15 protein-coding genes are annotated in these 23,476 nt (G+C 36.6%); 4 read left to right on the forward strand and 11 right to left on the reverse strand.

Translation table 11 applies throughout. The features are described 5' to 3' along the window. Positions 1-34 precede the first annotated feature (34 nt). From IL45_RS09940 to IL45_RS09985, 10 genes are all read right to left on the reverse strand, one after another. Positions 35-655 carry a hypothetical protein gene (locus IL45_RS09940; RefSeq protein WP_036583374.1) on the reverse strand — a complete coding sequence of 207 codons (621 nt, stop codon included), beginning with the start codon at positions 653-655 and terminating at the stop codon, positions 35-37. A gap of 113 nt (positions 656-768) precedes the next feature. Beyond that, on the reverse strand, positions 769-2,913 hold the full coding sequence (locus IL45_RS09945) for a TonB-dependent receptor (protein WP_036583376.1): 2,145 nt from the start codon (positions 2,911-2,913) through the stop codon (positions 769-771). A gap of 97 nt (positions 2,914-3,010) precedes the next feature. Further along, entirely contained in the window at positions 3,011-3,943 is a 933-nt protein-coding gene (locus tag IL45_RS09950) for an ABC transporter ATP-binding protein (protein ID WP_036583378.1), read from the reverse strand. A gap of 73 nt (positions 3,944-4,016) precedes the next feature. Then, entirely contained in the window at positions 4,017-5,555 is a 1,539-nt protein-coding gene (locus tag IL45_RS09955) for a choice-of-anchor I family protein (RefSeq protein ID WP_036583381.1), read from the reverse strand. 164 nt (positions 5,556-5,719) lie between these two features. Further along, positions 5,720-7,882 (reverse strand): prolyl oligopeptidase family serine peptidase, encoded by a 2,163-nt coding sequence (locus tag IL45_RS09960; protein WP_036583384.1) that lies wholly within the window; start codon positions 7,880-7,882, stop codon positions 5,720-5,722. A 2-nt stretch (positions 7,883-7,884) separates the two neighbouring features. Then, positions 7,885-9,189 (reverse strand): T9SS type A sorting domain-containing protein, encoded by a 1,305-nt coding sequence (locus IL45_RS09965; protein WP_036583386.1) that lies wholly within the window; start codon positions 9,187-9,189, stop codon positions 7,885-7,887. A gap of 81 nt (positions 9,190-9,270) precedes the next feature. Continuing rightward, complete coding sequence (locus IL45_RS09970; protein WP_036583388.1) at positions 9,271-10,263, reverse strand: aspartate-semialdehyde dehydrogenase; 993 nt, start codon at positions 10,261-10,263, stop codon at positions 9,271-9,273. Positions 10,264-10,397: 134 nt separating this feature from the next. Continuing rightward, on the reverse strand, positions 10,398-10,811 hold the full coding sequence (gene mscL / locus IL45_RS09975) for a large conductance mechanosensitive channel protein MscL (protein ID WP_036583391.1): 414 nt from the start codon (positions 10,809-10,811) through the stop codon (positions 10,398-10,400). Positions 10,812-10,939: 128 nt separating this feature from the next. After that, positions 10,940-12,043 (reverse strand): alanine racemase, encoded by a 1,104-nt coding sequence (alr, locus tag IL45_RS09980; RefSeq protein WP_036583392.1) that lies wholly within the window; start codon positions 12,041-12,043, stop codon positions 10,940-10,942. Beyond that, on the reverse strand, positions 12,043-12,681 hold the full coding sequence (locus IL45_RS09985) for a thymidine kinase (RefSeq protein WP_036583393.1): 639 nt from the start codon (positions 12,679-12,681) through the stop codon (positions 12,043-12,045). Before IL45_RS09985 ends, alr begins: the two co-directional genes overlap by 1 nt. Positions 12,682-12,771: 90 nt before the next feature. On the opposite strand from IL45_RS09985, the gene IL45_RS09990 reads away from it, so the two are divergent. Together IL45_RS09990 and IL45_RS09995 are read left to right on the forward strand one after the other, a co-directional pair. Continuing rightward, a complete protein-coding gene (locus IL45_RS09990; protein WP_036583395.1) occupies positions 12,772-13,554 on the forward strand; it encodes a hypothetical protein in 783 nt (260 codons plus the stop codon). A gap of 6 nt (positions 13,555-13,560) precedes the next feature. Beyond that, positions 13,561-13,917, forward strand: a complete 357-nt coding sequence (locus tag IL45_RS09995) for a DoxX family protein (RefSeq protein ID WP_036583396.1) — start codon at positions 13,561-13,563, stop codon at positions 13,915-13,917. Positions 13,918-13,942: 25 nt separating this feature from the next. On the opposite strand, the gene IL45_RS10000 is transcribed toward IL45_RS09995, so the two are convergent. After that, positions 13,943-17,290: a T9SS C-terminal target domain-containing protein gene (locus IL45_RS10000; protein ID WP_036583398.1), complete on the reverse strand. Its 3,348-nt coding sequence runs from the start codon at positions 17,288-17,290 to the stop codon at positions 13,943-13,945. Between the two features lie 183 nt (positions 17,291-17,473). Between IL45_RS10000 and rsmI the strand changes: the two genes are divergently transcribed. Both rsmI and IL45_RS10010 read left to right on the forward strand, forming a co-directional pair. After that, positions 17,474-18,139, forward strand: coding sequence for a 16S rRNA (cytidine(1402)-2'-O)-methyltransferase (rsmI, locus tag IL45_RS10005; protein ID WP_036583401.1), 666 nt, complete (start codon positions 17,474-17,476; stop codon positions 18,137-18,139). 134 nt (positions 18,140-18,273) lie between these two features. Beyond that, positions 18,274-23,403: a T9SS-dependent choice-of-anchor J family protein gene (locus tag IL45_RS10010; protein ID WP_081866586.1), complete on the forward strand. Its 5,130-nt coding sequence runs from the start codon at positions 18,274-18,276 to the stop codon at positions 23,401-23,403. Positions 23,404-23,476: the final 73 nt, after the last annotated feature.

The raw sequence follows: 23,476 nt of genomic DNA on the forward strand, positions 1-23,476 counted from the left end.
AGTAATATGGGACTTTTTTTGAAGGCTAATTCAATTAATATTTATTACAGGTCGTTTGTACTTCTAGCGCTCGTTCTTTTCCCCATGATGGTGTAAAGCCAGTTACTACTTCTTCATTAAATAATAAAATAGCTTTATCAATGAGTTTACAATAAGGTGTGATGTCTTTACCAAAGTATTTTGCACTACCCATCAACCACTCTGCTCTAGAAAGTGCAACTCTAGGATTTTCCGGCGCTATATTATAAGCTTTCTCATATAAGGCCGTTGTTTCTGCAGATAATTTCATTCCAAATGTTTTTGCATCATAGGTAATCCAGCAAGTATTTAAAAGCCCTTGTAAAACCATTAATTCTGGATTATTTGTAGAAATTGCCTTGGCATCGTTAATATAGTTTTGTGCTTTTTTCATGTAAAGCACAGTCTTGTCTTTTGGATTTTGTCCCCAAGAGCTATTTATATTACATAGCGCCACATAATAGGCTGGTTCCCATCTATCAGACTCGGCAGCGGCGACTCTTTCAAATTGTTGCGATGCAGCGAGTAAATCTGTTTTCATAAGCTCTAATCCTTTAATCATTGCTTTTTCATAGCCCGATTGAGCGTTTATAGAAAGAGTTAAGAACAGAATAATAAGAGTAGTAATTGATTTCATAATAAAGGTTTTAGAAGTTGTTGATATAGTAAATATGCTGTGTATTACGCTTTCGCGAAAGCGTAATCAACCCAACTGTCGTATCTTGATACTGAGTTGTGCAAAGCAAAATTTTATAGATTATCTAGTTGATTGTCATTACTACCTAGCGTCCAAAAGAAGCCTACAAAAATAAATCTGTCTGCAGCCTGACCTATCGATCTACGATCAAAATTGCCCATCTGATCAGGTGTATTACTGTATTGATAATTAAAGATATTTTCTCTTCCTAAGATATTTGTCACTGATAAGAATACGATTTTTTGTTGATCGATGAGATATGCCCAGTTTAAATTTAAACTTTGAAATGAAGCAGTTTTATCATTAAGAAAACCTTCTAGGTTAGGATTAGTAAATGTTCTACCACTGGTATAATTGTAGGTAATACCTATTTGTGATTTTAAATCCTCAACCCAATACTTTCCTACCGCGCTGAAGTTATGTGAACTGGCAAAATTAGGCGTTGCAGTTTCTTGAAAATTAAGGTACTTTCTTTCAGTATCTAGATAAGAGTAGCTGATCCAGTAGTCTAAATTTTTAACAGTTTTCTCATCGCGCCAAAATATATCTAGTCCAGTCGCATAGCCATCTCCATTTACCTCAAAATTACTATCAAATTGTGGTCTGTCAGTATCATAGGTTAATAGACTAGAATAGTTTTTGTAGTAGGTCTCTGCACGTAGCATGCGACCATCTTTTTGATATAAAAAATTAAGGATATAATGCTCTGCACTTTCTGGTGCTAGTTGCTCATTATATTGAAGAATATTATTTTGAGCCTGCTGATAGAAATGCCCATAAGCAATAGATGCCTGCCAATTCTTAGATACACTTATGGCAGCGCTCAATCTAGGAGATATAAGTAACTCTTCACTTAAGCCATAATAATCTGCTCTTACACCAGCTTTAAAGGCAAGATCTTTAGATAGAAAAACTTCAGCCTCTGTAAAAACGCCTGAATTAGAAGAATTAACAGATGATTCAAAAGCGTTATCTTCTATAACAACACCTTCTTTATAGTTGATGAGAAATTGTTCTACACCGTAGTGGATTTTAAAGTAATTATTGTAACGCTTACGCAATTTTAATTTTGCATGTAATGCATTTTCTCTAGTGTCCACATCTGTACCTGCAACGTTAATGTCATTACGATCATGTGCTAGACTAAGACCAGTTTCCATTTTCCAATCATTGTTAAGACGCTGCTCATAGTTTAAATTCCCGTAGTAATTCCCGTTTTTAAGTCCAAAGAATATCCCATCCTCTATATTAATATCTTCTTGTAGGATACTAAAATTACTATAAGAATAAGCACTGTAAGCCTTAAACATTCCTTTCTCGAGTTGATGTCTATAGACAGCTTCACCACTAATGGATTCATATGGATCTTCAAACTGATTGTTTTGCGGTATTAACTGATTATAAGGACCTAGGTTAATATAACTAGCATTAACACTAACACTATTCTTTCCCCATATTTGTGTATTTCCCACGCCACCACCTACACTCATGATTTGTAAGTCTGTTTTTTCCTCTGTAGGTATATCAGTGGTGTTTAATAATAATACACTCGATAGAGCGTCACCATACTCTGCACTGTAACCACCAGTAGAAAATGATATTCCATCAAATAAGAAAGGAGAAAACCTTCCTCGTGTAGGTATATTTCCAGTAACTGGCACAAAAGGGCGGAATACTCTACTATTATCAATAAATACTTGAGTTTCCTCACCACTTCCACCACGTACAAAAAGACGCCCATCATCTGGATTTGCACTCGTTCCTGGAAGTGTTTGCAATGCACCGACAAAATCACCTACTGCACCAGCCGTGGTTACTATATCAAGTGGTTTAAGTGCGCTCGCCTTAGAACTGTCTCCAGCACTTAAAGTTCCAGCATTTAGAATCACAGAGTTAAGACTATTTACGCTTTCGCGGAAGCGTATTTCTACACCATTCAGCTCTCTAACGTCAGATTGCTGGATATAATCTTCATAGCCTATAAAACTGGCGACTAAGGTTACTGTAGAAGTTTCAGCAGTTTCAAAAGAGAACTTACCATCTATATCGGTCGTGGTGCCATCATAAGTTCCTTTTAAATAAACATTTGCTCCTAGAACGGGTATGTTTTTTTCATCTATAACCTGACCGCTTACAATGGTCTGTGCTAGACTGGATATTGATAAGGTCATAATTAGTAATAAGAAAAGAGTTTTCATAGGTCATGGTTTGATGATACAAACATCCTATGAAATAAGGCTGATTACTATTCTCTTTTACTGAGTTGTTGATTTTTTAAACTGAGTTGTCTAAGTTTTAATTGCTCTTTAAAGCTAATTTCACTTTTTGACCAGGATCAAGTTTCTCAAGAGAGTTAAATAACAAGGTTTCATCCTGACATGTAACTTGAATAAGATAATCTGCTCCTTTAAAATAAGCGCTCTTTACAATTGCCTCAACGCCTTTTTCATTAACAGTAAGCTGTTCTGGATAGCATATGATTTCTTTAGTATTATTGAACCATCCTACCGGAATGATATTAACCTCGTTGAATAAAGAAGCTCCGTACTTATTTAAGGGCTTTTGATAGCAATCAATTGTTTTTCTATGATCAATGACTTGACCATTGCGCATGATGACAGTTTCATGTGTGAATGGCAATACATCATCCTTATCATGTGTAGCAATCAAACATGTGATGTTCTCTTTTTTCAAATAAGAAAAAAGACTACGTCGTAAATCGTTTTTTCTAAAATTATCAATATTGGAAAAAGGCTCATCTAATAATAGAACCTTAGGCTGTTGAGCGAGCGCTTTAGCAATTGCTACACGTTGTTTTTGTCCGCCACTTAGTGTTTTAACCTTACGATCTTTAAAGTCGCTCATATCGACTATATGAAGTAAATCTGTAATGCGAGTTACTCTATCATCAATCTGTATAGAAAGATGTTCACCTACATTTTCAAAAACGGTAGTGAATGGCATTAAATCAAATTCCTGTGGAACATATTTCATCATAGGATGTCCTGGCACGAGATGAAAATCTGCACCATCTAGTATTTTACCTTCAAAAGTGATCTCTCCACTTTCTTCTTGCAGTAAGCCGTAAATTAAGTTCAGTAATGTACTTTTTCCACAACCGCTTTCTCCTATGAGTGCCACATGTGTTCCTTGTTCAATTTTTAAATTGATATGATGTAAGGCTTTACCTTGTGGATAAGAAAACTGAACGTCTTTTAAATGTAGCATGCTACAAAGGTATTTGCTAGAAACTAAAAAACCCATGCAAATTGCATGGGTTTAATATTATTGAGCAGATGTATTAATCTAAAACATTGTTTTGATAGATATTAACGGTACCACTATCCTCATTACTGATAATTAGAAGTGCTTTGTCACTGCCGCTTTCTTCTCGCGGAATCATTAATAAACTTTCTGGGGCTTCATCGCCTATTGGCTCTAGCCACGTTAGGAATACTGGATTATTTGGGTTTGTGACATCATATAATAGAACACCATCTGTACGTTCCATTGCTACAGCGAGTATATATCTATTGTTTATAGAATTAGTGTTTGATGTATTACTTTTTATTTCTAAAACAGCTACTGCTTCTGGCTCAGCACCTTTATCATCACTACGTCCATCTTCATCATTGAATCGTGTAGGGTTTATATTTAAAGTGTTTACTGCTATACTATTTCCACTATCATAAACAAGGTTTCCATTGGTGTCCCAAAAGCTGAAGCTACGAGCACCGTATCCATAAATTACATCATAATCTCCGTCACCATCGATATCACCGTTTGCAGTTGTTGTCTTTAATCGACCGATATTCTCATCCATTTGTAAACTAGCTGCATCAGGAAAAGCTGTTGGGTCTAAAATTAGGTCCTTAATTCTTTCTTCTTCAGAATATCCATCGTAATCGCGAGCGTCTCCTTCATTTGCTGTAACGATCAATTCTTGCCCATTTATTGTAACGATATCCATTCCATCTGGATGATAATAAGAAAGTACAGGCCAATTTTTTAATTGGGTTACACCATCTCTATCACTGGCATCTATGCTATTTAAAGGGTTATTATAATCTTTAACACCATATGCTTTTACATAATTTATAGCTGCAGTATTAACGTCTATACTCATTAGAGCATTATTTTCTTGGCAAGTTACATATGCGGTATTCCCATCTTCTGATACAACTATGTACTCTGGTTCTAAATCTTGAGCTACAGTGGCGCCTGGGCCATAAATACGAACGCCATCATTTTTTAAAGATGCCTCTTGATTATTTAAACTCGCAAAATTGATTAATTGTATCGCTCCATTTGAAAGTGTGATGATACCTACTGTCCCTTCAGGATCAATGGTATAATCATCATTAGGCTCACCTTCACAGGCAACAAGAATTTTTTCACCATCTGGTGTAAAAGTAACCATATCTGGTAATGCGCCTACAGTATAACTATTTAATAGGGCTTGACTATTAATGTCATAAGTAACGACTGTACCATTAAGCTGCTTATTGTCATTTTCTACCGCTACGGCAATTATACCATCACCAACTGCTACACTATTAGGAGCTCCACTACTTAATGAAATAGCTGGTTGTTCCACTGGAATGCTAGGATTTGATAAGTCATAAACATTAATCTGATTTGACTCTGCATTTATAACAAATAGCTTCTTACTGACGATATCATAGGCACTTATTTCAGCACTGCCTTCACCACCGACTTGAATAGTTGCAGCTCTTTGAAAATTTACTTCAGTAGATAGTGAGATTTGATCACTAGTATCATCATCATTATTACAACTACATAATATAATTGCAATTAAGGCATAAGTAATTTTATTCATTTTATTGATTTTTTGGCATGTACAAAAAAAAGTCTTCAATAACTGAATGGTGTTAGCTAAGTCTTATATGATGGTTTATAAAAGATTATATAAAGGTTATGCAATAAAAAAACCCATACTATTTGCATGGGTTTTAACAATTATCTTCTAATGAAATCTAAGATTTACATTTTTACTCTTGTACTAAGTTCTGGTAGTTCTTCAAATCCCATATTAAACAAGGCAAAACTATAAATATCTGTTTGTTCTTGAATTACTTGTGCGGTTGATTTACCTGCACCGTGACCAGCATCAGTCTCTATTCGTATTAAGGTAGGAGCATCTCCAGCTTGTTTAGATTGCAGTTCAGCAGCAAATTTAAACGAGTGTGCTGGAACGACACGATCATCGTGATCGCCAGTAGTTACCATCGTCGCAGGATAAGAAACACCTTCTTTAATATTGTGTAATGGGGAATATCCTTTAAGGTATTCAAACATTTCTGGATTATCCTCTGCAGTTCCATAGTCATAAGCCCATCCTGCACCAGCAGTAAACTTATTATATCGCAACATGTCTAACACACCTACTGCTGGGAATGCTACACCGGCTAGATCTGGTCGCTGTGTCATCGTTGCACCTACTAATAATCCACCGTTAGAACCACCTTGGATGGCAAGATATTTTGTAGAGGTGTAATCGTTATCTTTTAACCATTCTCCTGCAGCTATAAAATCATCAAACACGTTTTGTTTTTGCATTTTAGTACCAGCGTCATGCCATTTTTTACCATATTCACCACCACCGCGTAAATTTGCAACGGCATAAATACCGCCCATTTCCATCCACGCAGCTCTTGAAACTGAAAAACCAGGATTAAGTGAGATGTTGAAACCACCATAACCGTAAAGTATTGTTGGGTTTTTACCATCTAGTACTAATCCTTTCTTATGTGAAATAATCATAGGGATTTTAGTTCCATCTTTAGAGGTGTAAAACACTTGCTTTGATTCATAATCCTCACTATTAAATTGAATCTCTGGTTTGCGATATAGTTTTGAATCACCAGTAGCGATGTCATATAAATAAGTACTTCCAGGAGTGGTATAATTTGTAAAGCTATAGTAAAGTGTTTTATCTTTCTCTTTAGCGCCAAAACCGCCCACATTTCCTATTCCGGGTAATTTAACTTCTCTAACAAGAGTACCATCATAATTATACTGTTGTATTTTAGATACGGCATCTACCATATACTCTGCAAAGATGTATCCACCACCTGTAGATGGTGACAGCACATTTTCTGTTTCTGGTATCACGTCTACCCAACTTTCTTGAGTAGGATTAGAAAAATCTGTCGATACTATACGTTTATTAGGCGCATTATAATCTGTTACCAACCATAACTTAGAACCTTCATTATGCAGTAAATAAGTGTTGGTATCAAAATTATCTAGAACGGTTACTAGTGGTGCATTGGGTTTATTTAATTCTTTCATAAACATCTTACCACCATTAGTAGATGTACTTGCAGAAATGACTAAGTAGTTTTGATCATCAGTAACGCCACCACCAACATATCTATACTTTTGATCTGCTGTACCACCGAAGATAACTTGATCTTCACTCTGTGGTGTACCTAACTTATGATAATACAGTTTATGCTGATCTGTCATAGCACTCAGCTCACTACCGTCAGGCTTATCATAACTAGAATAGTAGAAACCATCATTACCTTTCCAAGACATTCCAGAAAATTTCACGTCTTTTATGGTATCTCCTACTTGAGTTAAATCTTTAGTGTTTAAAACGATAATTTTTCTCCAGTCACTTCCACCTTCTGAGATGGCATAAGCAAATAGAGATCCGTCTTTAGTGAAAGAAGTACCACCTAGAGAAGTCGTTCCATCTTTTGAAAATTGATTAGGATCAAGAAAAACTTCTGCATCTTCCATTTTTCCGTTAGTAGGAAATCGGTATATCACATATTGATTTTGTAAACCGTCATTTTTATAGAAATAAGAGTAGTCACCTTCTATAAAAGGAGCCCCTATTTTCTCATAGTTCCATAATTCTGTAAGTCGATTTTTAACGCTTTCGCGAAAGCGTATCTGATCTAAGTAACTATTAGTAACTTGATTTTGTGCTTTAACCCATTCACCGGTCTCTGCACTACGATCATCTTCTAGCCAGCGGTATGGATCTGGTACATCTGCACCATGATAATTATCAACATGATCTACTGTTTGTGTGGTAGGATAAGTAATTTCCATTTTTTTTGAATCCTGTTTTTTGTCTTCACAAGATACCAATGCCATAAGAACAGTGGCTGCGAGAAGTGTTTTTTTCATAGTTAGTTTTTTATTAGTTGCTGTGTGGTTGAAGTAGTATTAGCATTAACTTTAATAAAATAAATACCACTTTGTAAATCAGTCACATCAATCAATGATATGTTACTATATTCCATTAATAATCTACTATTGATATCATAAATTTCAACTTTTTCTATGGGTTGAGTACTTAAAATATTGATAAATTCTGAACTAGGATTAGGGTAAATAGAAAAACCATCTGTTGCTAATTGATCATAAGTAGACAGTACACTGTCTGTATAGACATAAACACCATCTTGTGTGCTAATAGTGCTAAATCCGCCACTATAACCAGTATCCTCATCTAAAAAAGCGACGTCAACATGTTGATCTGTACTTACATTAGTCCATGTGATGCCGTCATCTGTAGAGTAAGCGGTACCTGCTAGTGCAGTATCACCGCCGGTACTCACCACTCTAGAAGAGTTAGGGATATAAGCAATAGCACCACCGTATGGGAAGCCTGTGCCAGAGATGTTTACTGGATTCCATGTGGTTCCAGCATCTTGTGTTATAAATAAGTTACCAGAATTGTCTTGAATCATTCCTTTATTTGGGGTACTAAAAGTAATATCTCCACTTAAATTTGTTCCACCGAAATCACTAAGTGGTGTATTAAAAACGCTCCAATTGTTTCCCATGTTTGCAGAATGATAGACTCTTCCTGCGCTAGTAGTAAACCAAATGTTATTCCCTAAATGAGTATACTGTGCTAGATAACCTACCTCGTTGGTTAAAGGCGCAGGTATGTTTGAACTAGGAACTCTAGCATAACTAGTACCACCATTTGTTGTCGTGTATATTTCCCAATAGCCGCCTGCGGGATCGCCTATGGCTACTCCATCTGTGGTATTAAAGAAGTGAACTGCGTTTGCAAAGCTACTCGTACTATTGAAAGCTGCTCCAGTTTGACGAGTCCATGTGGCACCTGTGTCTGTAGTTTGCCACACACCACCTATCTGACCTGAAGCACGTGGATGAACGGCTATGTATGCTGTTGTTGCACTTACACCAGATATGTTAGAAATTCCTAATGCGCTATTACCTATATCTACAGTACTAGCACTCCAGGTCATTCCACCATCACTAGTGGTTGAAAAACGTTGTATGTTATTGTTGGGATTAAGTCCATCATAACCTGTTGCCCATGCGACATTATCATCAACAATATGGATTTTTGAGAGCCCTGTTGAGGTTATTGGGAAACCAGAGGACCTTTCTGTCCAGAATTGTGCTTGTGAATAGAATGAAGTAAGAAATAAAAATAAGAGTAAACGTGATACCATATAAAAAACCGCTTTTAACTGAGGTAAAGTTAGTTAAAAGCGGTTAGTTTAAAATGTCAAACTTCTATTATACCTTAAAGGTTATCCTACTAAATTGTGTTGGATTAAATATTGTGCAATCTGTACGGCATTAGTTGCTGCACCTTTTCTTAAATTATCGGATACAATCCACATGTTAAGAGCATTTTCTCTAGAGTGATCTCTTCTTATACGGCCTACAAAAACATCATCTTTTCCGTGAGCCATTAATGGCATAGGATAAAGGTTCACATCTACGTTATCTTGCACAGTAACGCCATCAGTATCTGCAAGGATTTTACGTATGTCGTTTTCATTATACTCTTTTTCAAACTCTAGATTTACTGACTCTGAGTGGCCACCTACTACGGGAATACGCACCGCAGTCGCCGTTACAGCAATTGTACGATCGTCTAGAATCTTTTGAGTTTCTCTTATGAGTTTGAGCTCTTCTTTAGTATATCCATTTTCTTCAAAAACATCACAATGTGGAATAGCATTTTTATGAATTTGGTAAGGATAAGCCATTTCATCTTTTTTGCCGTTGTACTCGTTTTCTAGTTGTTGTACCGCTTTTACGCCAGTTCCTGTAATAGACTGATAGGTAGAAACGATCAATCTTTTAATGCGATATTTATCATGCAACGGTGCTAGAGCCATTACTAATTGGATGGTAGAACAATTAGGATTTGCAATGATCTTATCTGATTTTGTTAAAGAACCAGCATTGATTTCTGGAACTACTAATTTCTTATCACTGTCCATACGGAAAGCGCTAGAATTATCGATTACTGTTGTGCCTACGGCTGCAAATTGTGGAGCAAACTCAAGACTTACTGATCCACCAGCAGAAAATAGCGCAATATCTGGTTTTAATTCAATAGCCTGTTTCATGCCTACTACCTTTATCTGTTTACCCTTAAAAGTAATTTCAGCACCTACAGATTTTTCTGAAGCTACAGGAATTAGAGTTGAAACATTAAGGTTGCGTTCTTCTAGAACTTGCAACATGACCTGGCCTACCATTCCGGTAACGCCTACTACTGCTATTTTCATGTGAATAAATTTAATTTGCTCAAAAGTATATCCTAGAATTGATTTGACTCCTAATATTTTCAAAAATTGACAAATAAAAAAGCCGTTCTGTTTTGACAGAACGGCTTAATACAAATACTTAGATTAAGTATTTATTAGTTTTTAGCTTTTAATACATCACGTATTTCAGCAAGAAGTTCTTCTTGAGAAGGACCTGCTGGTGCTGCTGGAGCCTCTTCAACTGGTGCTTTAGACTTATTGTATGCTTTAACAATCATGAAAAGAACAAATCCAACTATGATTAAGTTGATGATCGTATTGATCCATGCTCCATACTGGATAGCATTTTCTGCAACTGCAACAGAACCATCTGCAGCTAGTTGAGCTTCACTTAAAATAATTTTTAAGTCTTCAAAACTCATTCCTCCTGCAAAATGACCTATGATAGGCATCATAATCATCTTTACAAATCCGTTTACTACAAGACCTACTGCTCCAGCTAATAATACTGCAACTGCAAGATCTAGGACGTTACCCGTCATAATAAAATTCTTAAACTCTTTTAACATGTTATATAAATTATGGTTAATGACGTGCAATTTAGATATAGAAACTGTGATTTGTTAAAATATTCTAAACGATTTTTTGCAAAACTGCAAAAGCAACGACGAAAGTGCTTTAAAAAACGATGAAATAACTACTGAGTATAAGTTCGCGGTACTCGCTTTTGAATACCTGTAAGGATTTCATAAGAAATGGTTCCAGCTTTTTCTGCCATATCTCTTGCGGTAAGCTGTTTGTCAAAGATGATGACTTCATCTCCCGCATGACAATCAATGTTGGTGATGTCAACCATAAACATGTCCATACATATTATCCCTAGAGTAGGCGCAACTTTTCCATTGATTGAAACATGTGCTTTGCCATATCCATAAATACGGTTAATACCGTCACCATGTCCTAATGCAATTACTGCATACCTAGTTCTTTCATCAGCGATGAATTTGCGATTATAACTCACGCTTTCTCCAGCCTCAATCCACCTGGTTTGTGATATAACAGACTTTAAGGAAGCTATAGGTATTAATTCAGCGTCAAATTTTTGATCATTTCCATATCCATAAAGCCCTATACCTGATCGGACCATAGAGAAATGAGCATTTTTAAAATTTAAAATACCACTAGTATTAGACTCATGTTTTAAAAAAGGGTATGGTAGTGCTTTTTCTAATCGAGCATTAACTTCTTCAAATAGTTTGATTTGCAAATTTGTGAAATTACTCTCATTTAAATCTTCACTTGCGGCTAGATGCGACTGTAATCCACGAACCTTTATAGCTGAGTTAGATGTTACTTTAGAAATAACTTCATCAATATCTTTGAAATCTATACCTATTCTATTTAAACCTGTATTAAACTCTAAATGTATAGGGTAAGATTGTTGTTGTTTTGTCTTTGCAACTGTGATAAAAGCATCTAACATTTCTAGACTATAAATTACCGGCTCAATACATCGATCTATACATGTATCTAGCATAAAGGTTTGCGCGTGTAATACTAGAATAGGTTTTTGAATACCATTATCTCTCAATTCGACAGCTTCTGACACATAAGCAACCGCAAAATAATCAACATTTAATTTTTGAAGGTGTTGTGCAATTGTAACGGCGCCATGACCGTAAGCATTTGCCTTAACTACAGCCATAAACTTAACTCCAGACTGAAGTTTACTTTTCAAATAATGAAAATTATGTTCTAGTGCAGCAAGGTTAACTTCTAATCGGGTACCTTGTAATGGCATTAAGATTTGTTTTTTTGTGCTACTTCCTCTGGATCTTGAACATCTAGCTCTTTTACTTTATGAGCAAGCATTGCTTTATAGTAAGCACCACGACTTAAGGGTTCATATTCTTGTTGTTCACCCAGCATGACTACATTTTCATCATTGGTTTTGCGATAGCTAAATTGTGCTAGGTTTCCTGTTCTAGTACATACAGCATGTACCTTTGTAACATACTCTGCAGTGGCCATAAGTGCTGGCATAGGTCCAAAAGGGTTTCCTTTAAAATCCATATCTAGTCCAGCAACGATTACTCTTATGCCACGATTTGCTAGATCATTACATACGGTAACAATCTCATCATCAAAAAATTGAGCTTCATCAATACCTACTACATCGCAATCTGCTGCTAGTAATGGAATATTTGCTGCTGCAGGCACAGGTGTGCTTTGTATTTCATTTGAATCGTGAGAAACTACATTTTCTTCATCATATCGCACATCAATAGCCGGTTTAAATATTTCTATTTTTTGTTGGGCAAATTGAGCTCTTTTGAGTCTACGTATCAACTCCTCAGTCTTTCCTGAGAACATGGAACCGCAAATCACCTCGATCCAGCCGAATTGCTCTTTATGATTTACCGTGTTTTCTAGAAACATTTTGTAATTTACAGGCGTTAAAAATTGGGATTGCGATTCTCGCAAATCAGTTTCAAAAATACAATAAAACCAGCGGCATATTAAACCATTATGAAAAAGAAAATAGCAGCAGATCTTACTAGTCTCGCACACCGCATTCTACAAATGAAGAATAAGGAAGATATTCACGAGTTACAGTCAGTAGCCAAAGAGTTATATGAAAAATTGACTATTCTTTCTTTTACTGAAAAACATTTTGGTGATGTACAACCTACCGCAGGAACTGTTGAGGTACAAGAAAAGATAGAAGAGGCATTTACCGCTGCACAAGAAGATGTAGAAAGTGTAACGCAAGAGGTAGAGCAAGCCATGGAAAATGCAAAGTCAAATGCAGAGGATGCTTTCTCTAATCCAGATTTAAGTGACCTTTTTGTCCCTGCAGATGAGGATATGAGAGAAGAGATTGAATTGCCAGGGATTTCAACAATCCATAAAATGGTGGATGAATTTCCAGAAGAAGAGATTGAAATTGATTTTCCTAAACCTACTTATGAGAAAAATGATATGGAAGATCTAACTGCTGGTTATGAAAAAATGCCTGAATTTGAGCGCAAAATTAACAATCAGGCAGAGAAAGGACAGTCCATTAATGATCGTTTAAAAGCAGGCTTGAAAATAGGCATGAATGATCGTATAGGATTCATTAAACACTTGTTTAACGGTAGTGATCAAGACTATAATCGTGTATTATCTCAATTAAATACGATGGAAAGTAAGGTTGCCGCTCAAAACTTCATCATATCGATGGTAAAACCCGATTATAATAATTGGGAAGGAAAAGATGCTTATGTAGAGCGATTTATGCAAATAGTCGAGGCAAAGTTTGATAATTAAGCCTCTATGAAATATTTCTATTGGATTGCCACAGGTTTATTGTGCGCCTTAATGCTATGGTCTGCAAGTATGTATTTACTGCAGTATGATATGGTAACAGGTTTCTTTAAATCTTTAGGATTTCCCACCTGGATTATTTATCCATTAGCCGTGTTTAAAATAGCAGGTGTTGCAATGATTTTATGGAGAGGCAATCGCTGGTTAACAGAATGGGCCTATGCAGGCTTCTTCTTTGATTTGTTACTAGCAATGGGAGCTCACTTAGCTTTAAAAGATGGTGGCTATACTTTTGCGTTAATCGGTTTGCTTTTACTTTTTTCCTCTTATTTTACTGGTAACTTGGTTAGGAAATGGGTGAGGTAGTATACGCTTTCGCGAAAGCGGAATTTTAATGATTGATATAAACCCAACCTACTCTAGCTTCACTACCATCATTGAGGTCTAGCTGCCAAAAATACGTGCCTACCGGTAATACCTTACCACTATTATGTAACAATCCACTATTAGGATTTCCATTCCAGTCGTTTAAATATCCTGTTGTTTCATAAACAATACTTCCATGACGATTGAAGATTTTGAGTTTGCTATCTGGATACAGTTCGATACATTCTATAACTAGAGTGTCATTAATACCATCATTATTAGGTGAGAATCCTTCTGGTATTTTTAAACAATCAGGCCTGGTAAAAGCAATTGCAGTATTGTTTTCTAAATCAATATCGGGTAATAAATTGCTGCTATATACGTTGACAACGTTAATAAAATCTCCTGGTATATTAAAGTCTACAGTTATTTGTAAAGTAGCTGTGCTACCTACGATCATATCGCCTACTGACCATAAGCCAGATAAATTATCAAAACTACCTGTGGATGTATTGTGCGATAAATAATTATAACCGCTAGGTAAAAACTCTTCTACAATAACTTCAGTAGCAGTAGCGCTACCTAAATTTTCAACTAGAATAGTAAAGGTTACACTACCATTCACATCTGGTTTAATATTGTCAACGGTTTTAGTAACACTTAAATCTAGAACAGGTAATACCTCTAGAGTAGCAAATGCGGTAGAAACATCAATATTATTAAGTGCAGAGAAGTTTAAAAAACTGTTTGTGTAGAACCCAGCTTCTGCACTGGTCACTTCAACGGCAAAACTTACTTGTTGCGTTCCTGCTGGAAAACTAAGATTTTGAATACCTATTAAAGAAGTACCGATGGTATCTATAAAAGTTCCCGATGCATTATTTTGATCTACCCAATATGCATTACCAGATAGTGTAATCTCTGGTGATAGATTATCTATAAAGGTAATATTATCTTGAGCTGGCAGACCTACTGAGTTTGTAAGAGTGAACGTTAAAATTGATGTTTGTCCTGTAGTTATAATTGCTGGGTCAAAACTTTTTGAAGTTTGAGAAGTAAGAACAAACAGACTTGAAATCGAAATGTTAGAATCTGGTGTGTTTTCTCCTTGTTGTGTGAAATCTGGTTGAGCTTCGGCACGGTTTTCAAAACTACCTCCGTAAGATGGTGAAGTGACTGGAATGCGCACTTGTATAGTAGATCCGGACTCCATATAAGGAATCACGCCTTCTATAAGGTTTCCAGTAACGTTAAAAGTAGAAATACAAGTTGCAGTACCGGTGATAAGTGAGCAGGTAGGCGTGCCTGTAATAATAAAATCGGGATGTAGTAGATCTGTAAAGTCAATATTGTTAGCATCAGTACTGATGTTAGAATTAGTGATGTCAACAATCCATTCTAGTGGCGAGTTAATAGGCGCAGATGTTATGGAAGGATACGTTTGTACTACTAGATCAACACATGGAACCATAGGAGTGGCGACTCCTGCACTGGCAGTTGCGATAACAGAAAGACTGGAGTCCAGAGCAGACATTTCTAAGTTATCTTGGACATTTGTGGATAGTACAGAGCAAATAGGAGTCCAGTCTATTATTTTTTCATAGGTCACGGTACTATTTGCTGGCATGATAAAACCATCTGTATCTAATATCTCCCAGAAGGTATCTCCTTGAGAGTTAGCAACACCTATATTTTCATTTAGATTTGATGGACATACTGCTCCACCAGTCGTACTTGTACATATAATAGATTGTAAAATACCGGTTCCTTGAGAAAATTGAGTGTCTTTAAATTTAATATGGTGTGCAATGGTATCTACATTGCTCATTATTATTTCATAAGTAACATTACCATAAGGATATGGGCCAGCACCAGGTGCCGGATTAGTTTGATTTTCAACAATTTGAATAATTGGATTATTAGGGATGTCTACACAAGGAGTTATAGGTAGACCAAGAATACTATCACCGTCAAAATCATTTGATAAATCGCAATCGATCAATGCATTGTCATTTTCAAACACTATTCCACGCACGCTACAAACAGGAGCAACACCACCTGTTGTACACTCCGGTGGTATGAATCTTACCGTTGTCCTAACAGTAATGCTTGAATTAGCTGGAAAAATAAAATCATCTGTCAGCCATCTAAAGTCTGGTGTGGTTACTATATTGATGTCCGAGCAATTAATGGCACCTGTGGTACTGAGGCAGTTAGTACTTAAAATTTCAATTCCGGTATTTAAAGTGCTCGTATTGATAAGATAAGCGCCACCCGTGATATCAAGAGGTCCATTATTAGTAAAGGTAAAGTCAAAGGTGACAATATCAGTCCAAGCACTAAGTGTACCTGCTATTGGGCTAACTTTAGTTACCTGAGATGTTAAGTCAGTACAAGGACACGCGGTGTTTAATAAAGCATCAGTTGCTATCAGATTATTTGTACTGAAACCAGTATTATTTACATAGGATTGAATATTAACTCGATTCCCGATTTCTAAAAGTTGATTAGGCGTTAATCGACTACAATCACCTTCTTCAATTTTGTAAGTAATACTTAAAGTAAATGATGCACCTGCAGGAAAAACAATTTGCTGTCCATGGTTATAAAATTCAAATTGATTTGTAAGATTGACACTAGATGTAGGATTAATTCCAGATAGTGTTGGGCAATTCATTCCATTACTACTTACACAAGTTAGATTCTCTAAAGTGATAATAGCACTACCAGCTCCATTAATATTTTGAGCGGCAATTAAAAAATTTTGTAGCGGATATTCAATACCAGAATTGTTGAGAATGGTCATCTCATAGGTAACAGAGTCTCCCCAACTTGCTAAAGCTCCATTGCTTACAGGAGTAATTTGACTTTGTGTAATTTGAAAATCGATAGGTCTTTCAGTCATAATAATGCTTATAACTGATGTATTAGTAGACGGATTTGTGTCCGTCGTACCTGCCGGCGGACTTACTACAACAGTAGCCGTTGCACCGCCTAAAAATATAGGCGAGGCTCTTACTGTTACTAATATCTCAATACTAGAAGAATTGGGCATATTAGGTAAAATACCATCAATCGAACTTCCTAAAATATTGATTGCCGCTGGAGATACAGCACCACCTAGATTATTTTGAGCAACAGCACTTTCTATATTATTTACTGAACTAAGTGATAGATTAAAATCAGCATTAGACACAGGTGCACCTGTATTACTAATGGTGACTAAATAGGTATAACGTTCATAAAAATGTGCTTGCGATATTGAACTTCCTGTAAGATCTTGAGCTTCAACAGTGGTTGAGAGGTCCGTAGTTTGACCATAAACTGTGGTCAAGCTAAAAATAAAAATGACTATAGTTAGTAGATAATTCATAAAGATTGGTCTGGTTATAAATATAAGATGACTTTTCTTACCAATGGTTGCGTGATGGTTTAATAAATCATTATACTTAATTTTACTCCTGTAAAACTAGGGTTTTGAGAAGTGTGTATAAATACGCTTTCGCGAAAGCGTAATTCTCATAATTATTGGTTATTCAAAGCATAAAAAAACACTATGAAACTTTATTTAGTACCTACACCTATAGGAAACCTAGCAGATATGACTTATCGTGCTGTTGAAATACTGAAAGAAGTAGATCTTATCCTAGCCGAGGATACTAGGACCAGTGGTAAGTTGTTACAACACTATGAAATTAAAACGCCTATGCTTTCTTATCATATGCATAACGAGCATAAAATTGTAGACCATGTAGTAGGCCGTATAAAAAATGGAGAGAAAATGGCATTAATAACTGATGCAGGTTCACCTGGCATTAGTGATCCAGGTTTTCTAATCACTCGCAAAATGCTAGAAAATAATCTAGATGTAGAGGCATTACCTGGTGCAACAGCCTTTGTGCCAGCCTTAGTGGTGAGCGGCTTACCATGTGATAAATTTGTTTTTGAAGGGTTTTTACCAGTGAAAAAGGGACGACAGAAACGGTTAGAGTTTCTTAAAGAAGAACGACGCACTATAGTTTTTTACGAGTCACCGCACAAGCTTTTAAAAACTCTAGCAGATTTTAAAACACATTATGGAGGGAATTCTCGAGTGTCAATTTCAAGAGAAATCACAAAAATGTTTGAAGAGCATTATCGTGGTACGGTAGATGACGCCATATCACACTTTGAACTTAAAAAGCCTAAAGGTGAATTTGTTATGGCCTTAATGATTGATTAATGTTAAGCCACATTGTTTTTAATCGTTGTAATATGTCATTTATCTAAAATTTCTTTAACGTTTTATTTACATTTAATTAAAACTCTATTTTACGCGTTGATTAAGCATTCTCTAATTAATTTAAATAACCTTATATGAAATTGAAATTACTCTTATTATCCATGTTAATGTCTTTAACATGTATAATGACACAAGCGCAACCGCCCAATGACACCTTTGCTGGTGCCATACCTATAACAATTCCTGTTCAAGGAGCAACTTCTCCGCAGTTCACGTTGCCATTTACTACAGATGGTACAACGGATAGTGGACAGGATAACGTAGGTTGTTCAGCCTCTGGTAATGACCAATTCTTTACATGGACAGCTACAGAGCTTACTTTGACATTTACATCTTTAAATCCTGGAAGTCCTGGAATTGCTATTTATGATGCTGTTTCGGGAACTCAGATTAGTTGTTCAAATACGTTCGTAACTAATGCTTTGCAGTCTGGATGGGCTTTAGGTGATAACCTTGTAATTCAGATCTATGATTTCAATGGCTCTAGTGCAGACGTTGCCTTTGATTTGTTTACAATACCATGTCCGGCGCCTAGCGGTTTAAGCGAGGTTGAAGGAGCAACATCAGCTGATGTTTCATGGACTAATAACTCTACATCTACAGATACGGTATTAGAATATGGACTAGACCCATTGACGGCTGGTACAGGTACAATCATAAATATTCCTGGTGGAGCAACCACGGTTAATATACCAGGTTTATCTCCAGAAACAGATTATGAATACATTTTAACCCAAGACTGTTCTGCTGCTGGAAACGGAAGCTCAGTTGCTGCTACTGGTTCATTTACTACTACTGCGTTATGTCCATTACCTACATCTTTTGCAGCTTCTAATATTACTGCTACAACATTAGACTTAAGTTGGGTAAATACTAGTTCTTCTACTGTTTCTTCTGTAGAATATGGAGTTGATGGCTTTACAATAGGATCAGGTACAGTGGTTGCTGCTGGTGCTAACAGCGCAAGTATCACTGGATTGATGCCTAATACAGACTATGATTTTTATGTAACACAAGATTGTACTTCAGCTACAAATGGATTATCTGTTACAGAAGGTCCGTTAAGTGTTGAAACATTATGTGCTGCTTTTGTTCCAGATTATTTAGAAACTTTTGACAGTTTTGTGCCTAATTGTTGGGAAGAAGCATCTAATGGGGACTTAACGACTGGACCTACGACATTTGGTTCTGGAGATTGGGGATCTGAAGAATTTGCTCATGCAGCAACTTCTGGTGGTGGTGCTGTAAATGTTAATCTTTTTAATGCAAACACTTCTGACTGGGTTTTAAGTCCATTATTTGACTTATCGGCTGGTGGCTATGAAGTAAATCTTGATGTCGCTCTTACTAGTTATAACAGCACTGCTGCTGACGTAATGGGATCTGATGATGAGGTTGTGCTAGCTTATACTTTAGATGGTTCTACATGGACAGCAATTCAAACTTGGACAGCTGCAAATCAACCTGCAACTGCTGGTGAAACATTTAATGCAGACATTTCTACCATTACAGGTAGTACCGTTCAATTTGGTATTTATGCTAGTGAAGGAACAGTTGATGATACAGAGGATTATGATTTCCATATCGATAATTTTCAAGTGAGAACAATACCTAGCTGTTTAGATTCTAATAATTTACAGTTAGTATCTGCAACTCAAACAACAGCAGATATAACATGGGATAGTAATAATTCTGGTACAGCTGGTAATTTTGAATACTTACTGGATACTGCAAATTCTTATCCTACAGGACCAGGCGCGATGGTAGCTCCTACTGGTACTTTAACTGGTGTAACAGGTACGACTTTACCTGTAGCGCAAGCTGGACAAATTACAGGATTAATGCCTAGTACAGATTATGATGTATATATAAGAGAAATCTGTACAGGAACTGATACTAGTCCATGGTCTGCCGCACTTGCTTTTACTACTGCTTGTGCACCAATAACTGATTTTAATGAAGATTTTGATAGTGTGTCTACACCAGATTTACCTTCTTGTTGGTCATTCTTTGCGACTGATATAGCTACGGGAACAGATCCTTATGTAAGAACTTCAACTTCTGCAGACAACTCTGCACCTAACGGTGTCCAGTTATATAGCGGTAGTGCAAACGGTACTACAATTCCTGCTGATGTTTTATTAATTTCACCAGTGTTAAGTAACCTTAATGCAGGTACGCACAGAGTAAAATTCTTTGCAGATATCACGGTGGCTACTTCTACTGTTGAAGTTGGTACAATGACTGATCCTAATGATCCTACGACATTTACTGCATTGGGGACATTTTCACCTACAACCACGCATACTGAGTATATTCAGAATTTTGATACATATGCAGGTACTGATACCTATATCGCCTTTAAACATGTGTTTGCTTCTACTTTTGATAATTTGTATTTAGACAATATAGTTTGGGAAATGATCCCAGCATGTCAAGCACCTTTAGATATCACATTATTATCTGCTACAGATACTATGGCAACTATTGGCTGGACTAATAACAACGGATCTACCGTTTCTAGCATCACTTATGGTCCTGTTGGTTTTGATCCTACTATGACTGGAACAACAGTTGCTGGTGGAGCAGATACGGCAACCATAACTGGTTTAACAGGTGAGACTAACTATGATTTTTATGTAACGCAGGATTGTAGTGCTACAGGTGATGGTTTATCAACTCAATCAGGTCCTCTTAGTATACAAACTCCTTGTGCTGCGATAGCTGCACCTTATTTTGTAGACTTTGAAAACTTTTCAGCTGCAACATCTGGTTTTGTAAATGATCAATGTTGGAATGAAATAAGCTCTGGTGCTTATGATTGGGCTATAGATAATGCAGGAGGAACAGGTTCTTCTAACACTGGTCCTTCAGGAGCGTTTAGTGGTACTACATTTATGTTTGTTGAAGCAAGTAATGGGTCTAATGGAGATGTTGCTACTGTGCTTTCAAGAGCTGTAGATTTATCAGCGCTTACTGCACCATCAGTTACTTTCTATTATCATATGTATGGAGCATTTATTACTGATTTAACAGTAGCAGTTTCTACAGATAATGGAGCAACTTTTACAACAGAATTGACAATTACTGGTCAACAACAAACAGCATCTGCAGATCCATGGGAACAAGCTATTATTGATTTGTCTAGTTATGCCGGACAAACAGTTATTGTAGCGTTTACAACTTCTAAGTCTACCATGACAGGTAATACCTATGAAGGAGATGTTTCAATTGATGATGTTAGTTTTGATGAATTACCAACATGTAACGATGTGTCTAGTGTAACAGTTGATTCTGTAACAGCAGATTCTATAACAGTAAGCTGGACAGAAAATAGTATTCCACCAGCGACTGCTTGGGAAATTATAGCGGTACCATCAGGAGATCCTGCACCTGCTGTAGGAACTTCTAATGCAACATCAAACCCATTTGTTATCATGGCGCTTACTGCAGAGACAGCTTATGACGTGTATGTGAGATCTGACTGTAGTACAACTTTTGTGGGACCTATTACAGCAACTACAGATTGTGCTGTAATTGTACCAGATGCGTTAGAAACCTTTGATACTTTTGTTCCTAACTGTTGGGAAGAAGCATCTGATGGTGATTTAACTACAGGTCCTACAGGATTTGGTTCAGGAGATTGGAGTTCTGAAGAATTTGCACATAACGCTACAAGTGGTGGTGGTGCTGTAAATATCAACTTATATCGTAATGTAGCCTCTGATTGGGTTATATCTCCATTGTATGACCTGTCTGCAGGTGGATATGAATTAAATTTAGATGTTGCGGTAACTGACTATAATAGTTCAGCAGCTGGTGTAATGGGATCTGATGATCAAGTTGTTCTTGTTTATACTACTGATGGTACTACATGGACCGCATTACAGACATGGGATGTTAGTAATCAACCAGCAACTGCTGGTGAGACTTATAATGACGCCTTAACAGGTATTACAAGTGCGACTGTAAGGTTTGCAATATATGCTACAGACGGTGCAGTTGATGATGCAGGAATTGATTATGATTTCCACATTGATAACTTCCAGGTGAGAACTCCACCTTCATGTCCGGATACTTCTAACCTTACTTTAGTAAATAATACAGATGTTGCCGCGACAATAAACTTTGATAGTGGTAACGCTACAAGTGCCGGTAACTATGAGTACTCGTTAACAACCGTTGCAGGTACTGCACCAGCAGTTTCGGGAGCTTGGACAGACGTAGCAGGAGCGATGCCTAATGTTACTTATACTATTAATGGTCTTACAGCTCAAACAGAATACTTTGTTCATGTTAGAGAAGTTTGTGCCGTTGGTGATGAAAGTGCGTGGAGTACAACGCCTATAAACTTTACAACAGATTGTGGTGCAGTAACTATGTTCCCAGCAGTAACTGACTTTACTAATAATGTGCCTAATGCATGCTGGAGTGAAGCTGGCGATGGTGAAATAGCAACTGGACCTACTGGTGTAGGAGCTTCTAACTGGAAAGATGGTCGTGCATATACTAATGGTGTAGGAACAGTAGTTCCTAGTAACGTAATGAACCTTTATAGACTAGGTGATCGTGAGTGGTTAATTTCTGAAACTTATGATTTAACTAGTTTAACTACTAAGGTTTTAACTGTTGAAGTTGCTGTTACCGATTATGCTTTCAGCGGAACTTCTACAGCTGCAGATACCGGTGTAATGGGATCTGATGATTCAGTAGATTTATTAATTACTGTTGATAGTGGATTAACATGGACATCACTTGATGCGTGGAATGTTGGAAATCAACCAGCTGTAACAGGAGATAGTTATTTCTATGACTTAGCTGCTTATTCTGGTACGGTACAGTTTGCATTTTTAGCTAGCGATGGTGCGGCAGATGATACTGAAGATTATGATTTCCACGTAAGTAGATTTGTTGTAGATGCAACTGCAGGAAATGAAGATATTGCGTTAGAAAATTCAGTGTCCTTATATCCTAATCCTGTATCGGGAGATATGATGACTATCAACCTAGGTAACGTGCCGGCTAGTAAAGTTTCTATTGCGATCTTTAATACATTAGGTCAGCAAGTAATGACTAGAGAATTTGACAATGTATCAAATAACACTATAGTAATGGACAACTTAAGTTCACTTACTTCAGGAGTATATCTTTTAAATATTTCTAACGGTGATTCTACCGCTGTGAAACGTTTTATTAAACAATAGACTTAATTCTATTCAATTAAAAAGGAGCTCAATTTGAGCTCCTTTTTTGTTTTATACGCTTTCGCGAAAGCGG

The organism is Nonlabens ulvanivorans (assembly GCF_000732625.1).
GTDB classification, from domain to species: domain Bacteria; phylum Bacteroidota; class Bacteroidia; order Flavobacteriales; family Flavobacteriaceae; genus Nonlabens; species Nonlabens ulvanivorans.

Excerpts from the sequence above, each read along its gene's own strand:
- IL45_RS09985 (WP_036583393.1), bottom strand. The coding sequence starts at position 12,681 with ATGTTTCTAGAAAACACGGTAAATCATAAAGAGCAATTCGGCTGGATC.
- rsmI (WP_036583401.1), top strand. The coding sequence starts at position 17,474 with ATGAAACTTTATTTAGTACCTACACCTATAGGAAACCTAGCAGATATG.
- IL45_RS09960 (WP_036583384.1), bottom strand. The coding sequence starts at position 7,882 with ATGAAAAAAACACTTCTCGCAGCCACTGTTCTTATGGCATTGGTATCT.
- IL45_RS09940 (WP_036583374.1), bottom strand. The coding sequence starts at position 655 with ATGAAATCAATTACTACTCTTATTATTCTGTTCTTAACTCTTTCTATA.
- IL45_RS09990 (WP_036583395.1), top strand. The coding sequence starts at position 12,772 with ATGAAAAAGAAAATAGCAGCAGATCTTACTAGTCTCGCACACCGCATT.
- IL45_RS09995 (WP_036583396.1), top strand. The coding sequence starts at position 13,561 with ATGAAATATTTCTATTGGATTGCCACAGGTTTATTGTGCGCCTTAATG.
- IL45_RS10010 (WP_081866586.1), top strand. The coding sequence starts at position 18,274 with ATGAAATTGAAATTACTCTTATTATCCATGTTAATGTCTTTAACATGT.
- IL45_RS09955 (WP_036583381.1), bottom strand. The coding sequence starts at position 5,555 with ATGAATAAAATTACTTATGCCTTAATTGCAATTATATTATGTAGTTGT.
- IL45_RS10000 (WP_036583398.1), bottom strand. The coding sequence starts at position 17,290 with ATGAATTATCTACTAACTATAGTCATTTTTATTTTTAGCTTGACCACA.
- IL45_RS09950 (WP_036583378.1), bottom strand. The coding sequence starts at position 3,943 with ATGCTACATTTAAAAGACGTTCAGTTTTCTTATCCACAAGGTAAAGCC.
- IL45_RS09970 (WP_036583388.1), bottom strand. The coding sequence starts at position 10,263 with ATGAAAATAGCAGTAGTAGGCGTTACCGGAATGGTAGGCCAGGTCATG.
- mscL (WP_036583391.1), bottom strand. The coding sequence starts at position 10,811 with ATGTTAAAAGAGTTTAAGAATTTTATTATGACGGGTAACGTCCTAGAT.
- alr (WP_036583392.1), bottom strand. The coding sequence starts at position 12,043 with ATGCCATTACAAGGTACCCGATTAGAAGTTAACCTTGCTGCACTAGAA.
- IL45_RS09965 (WP_036583386.1), bottom strand. The coding sequence starts at position 9,189 with ATGGTATCACGTTTACTCTTATTTTTATTTCTTACTTCATTCTATTCA.
- IL45_RS09945 (WP_036583376.1), bottom strand. The coding sequence starts at position 2,913 with ATGAAAACTCTTTTCTTATTACTAATTATGACCTTATCAATATCCAGT.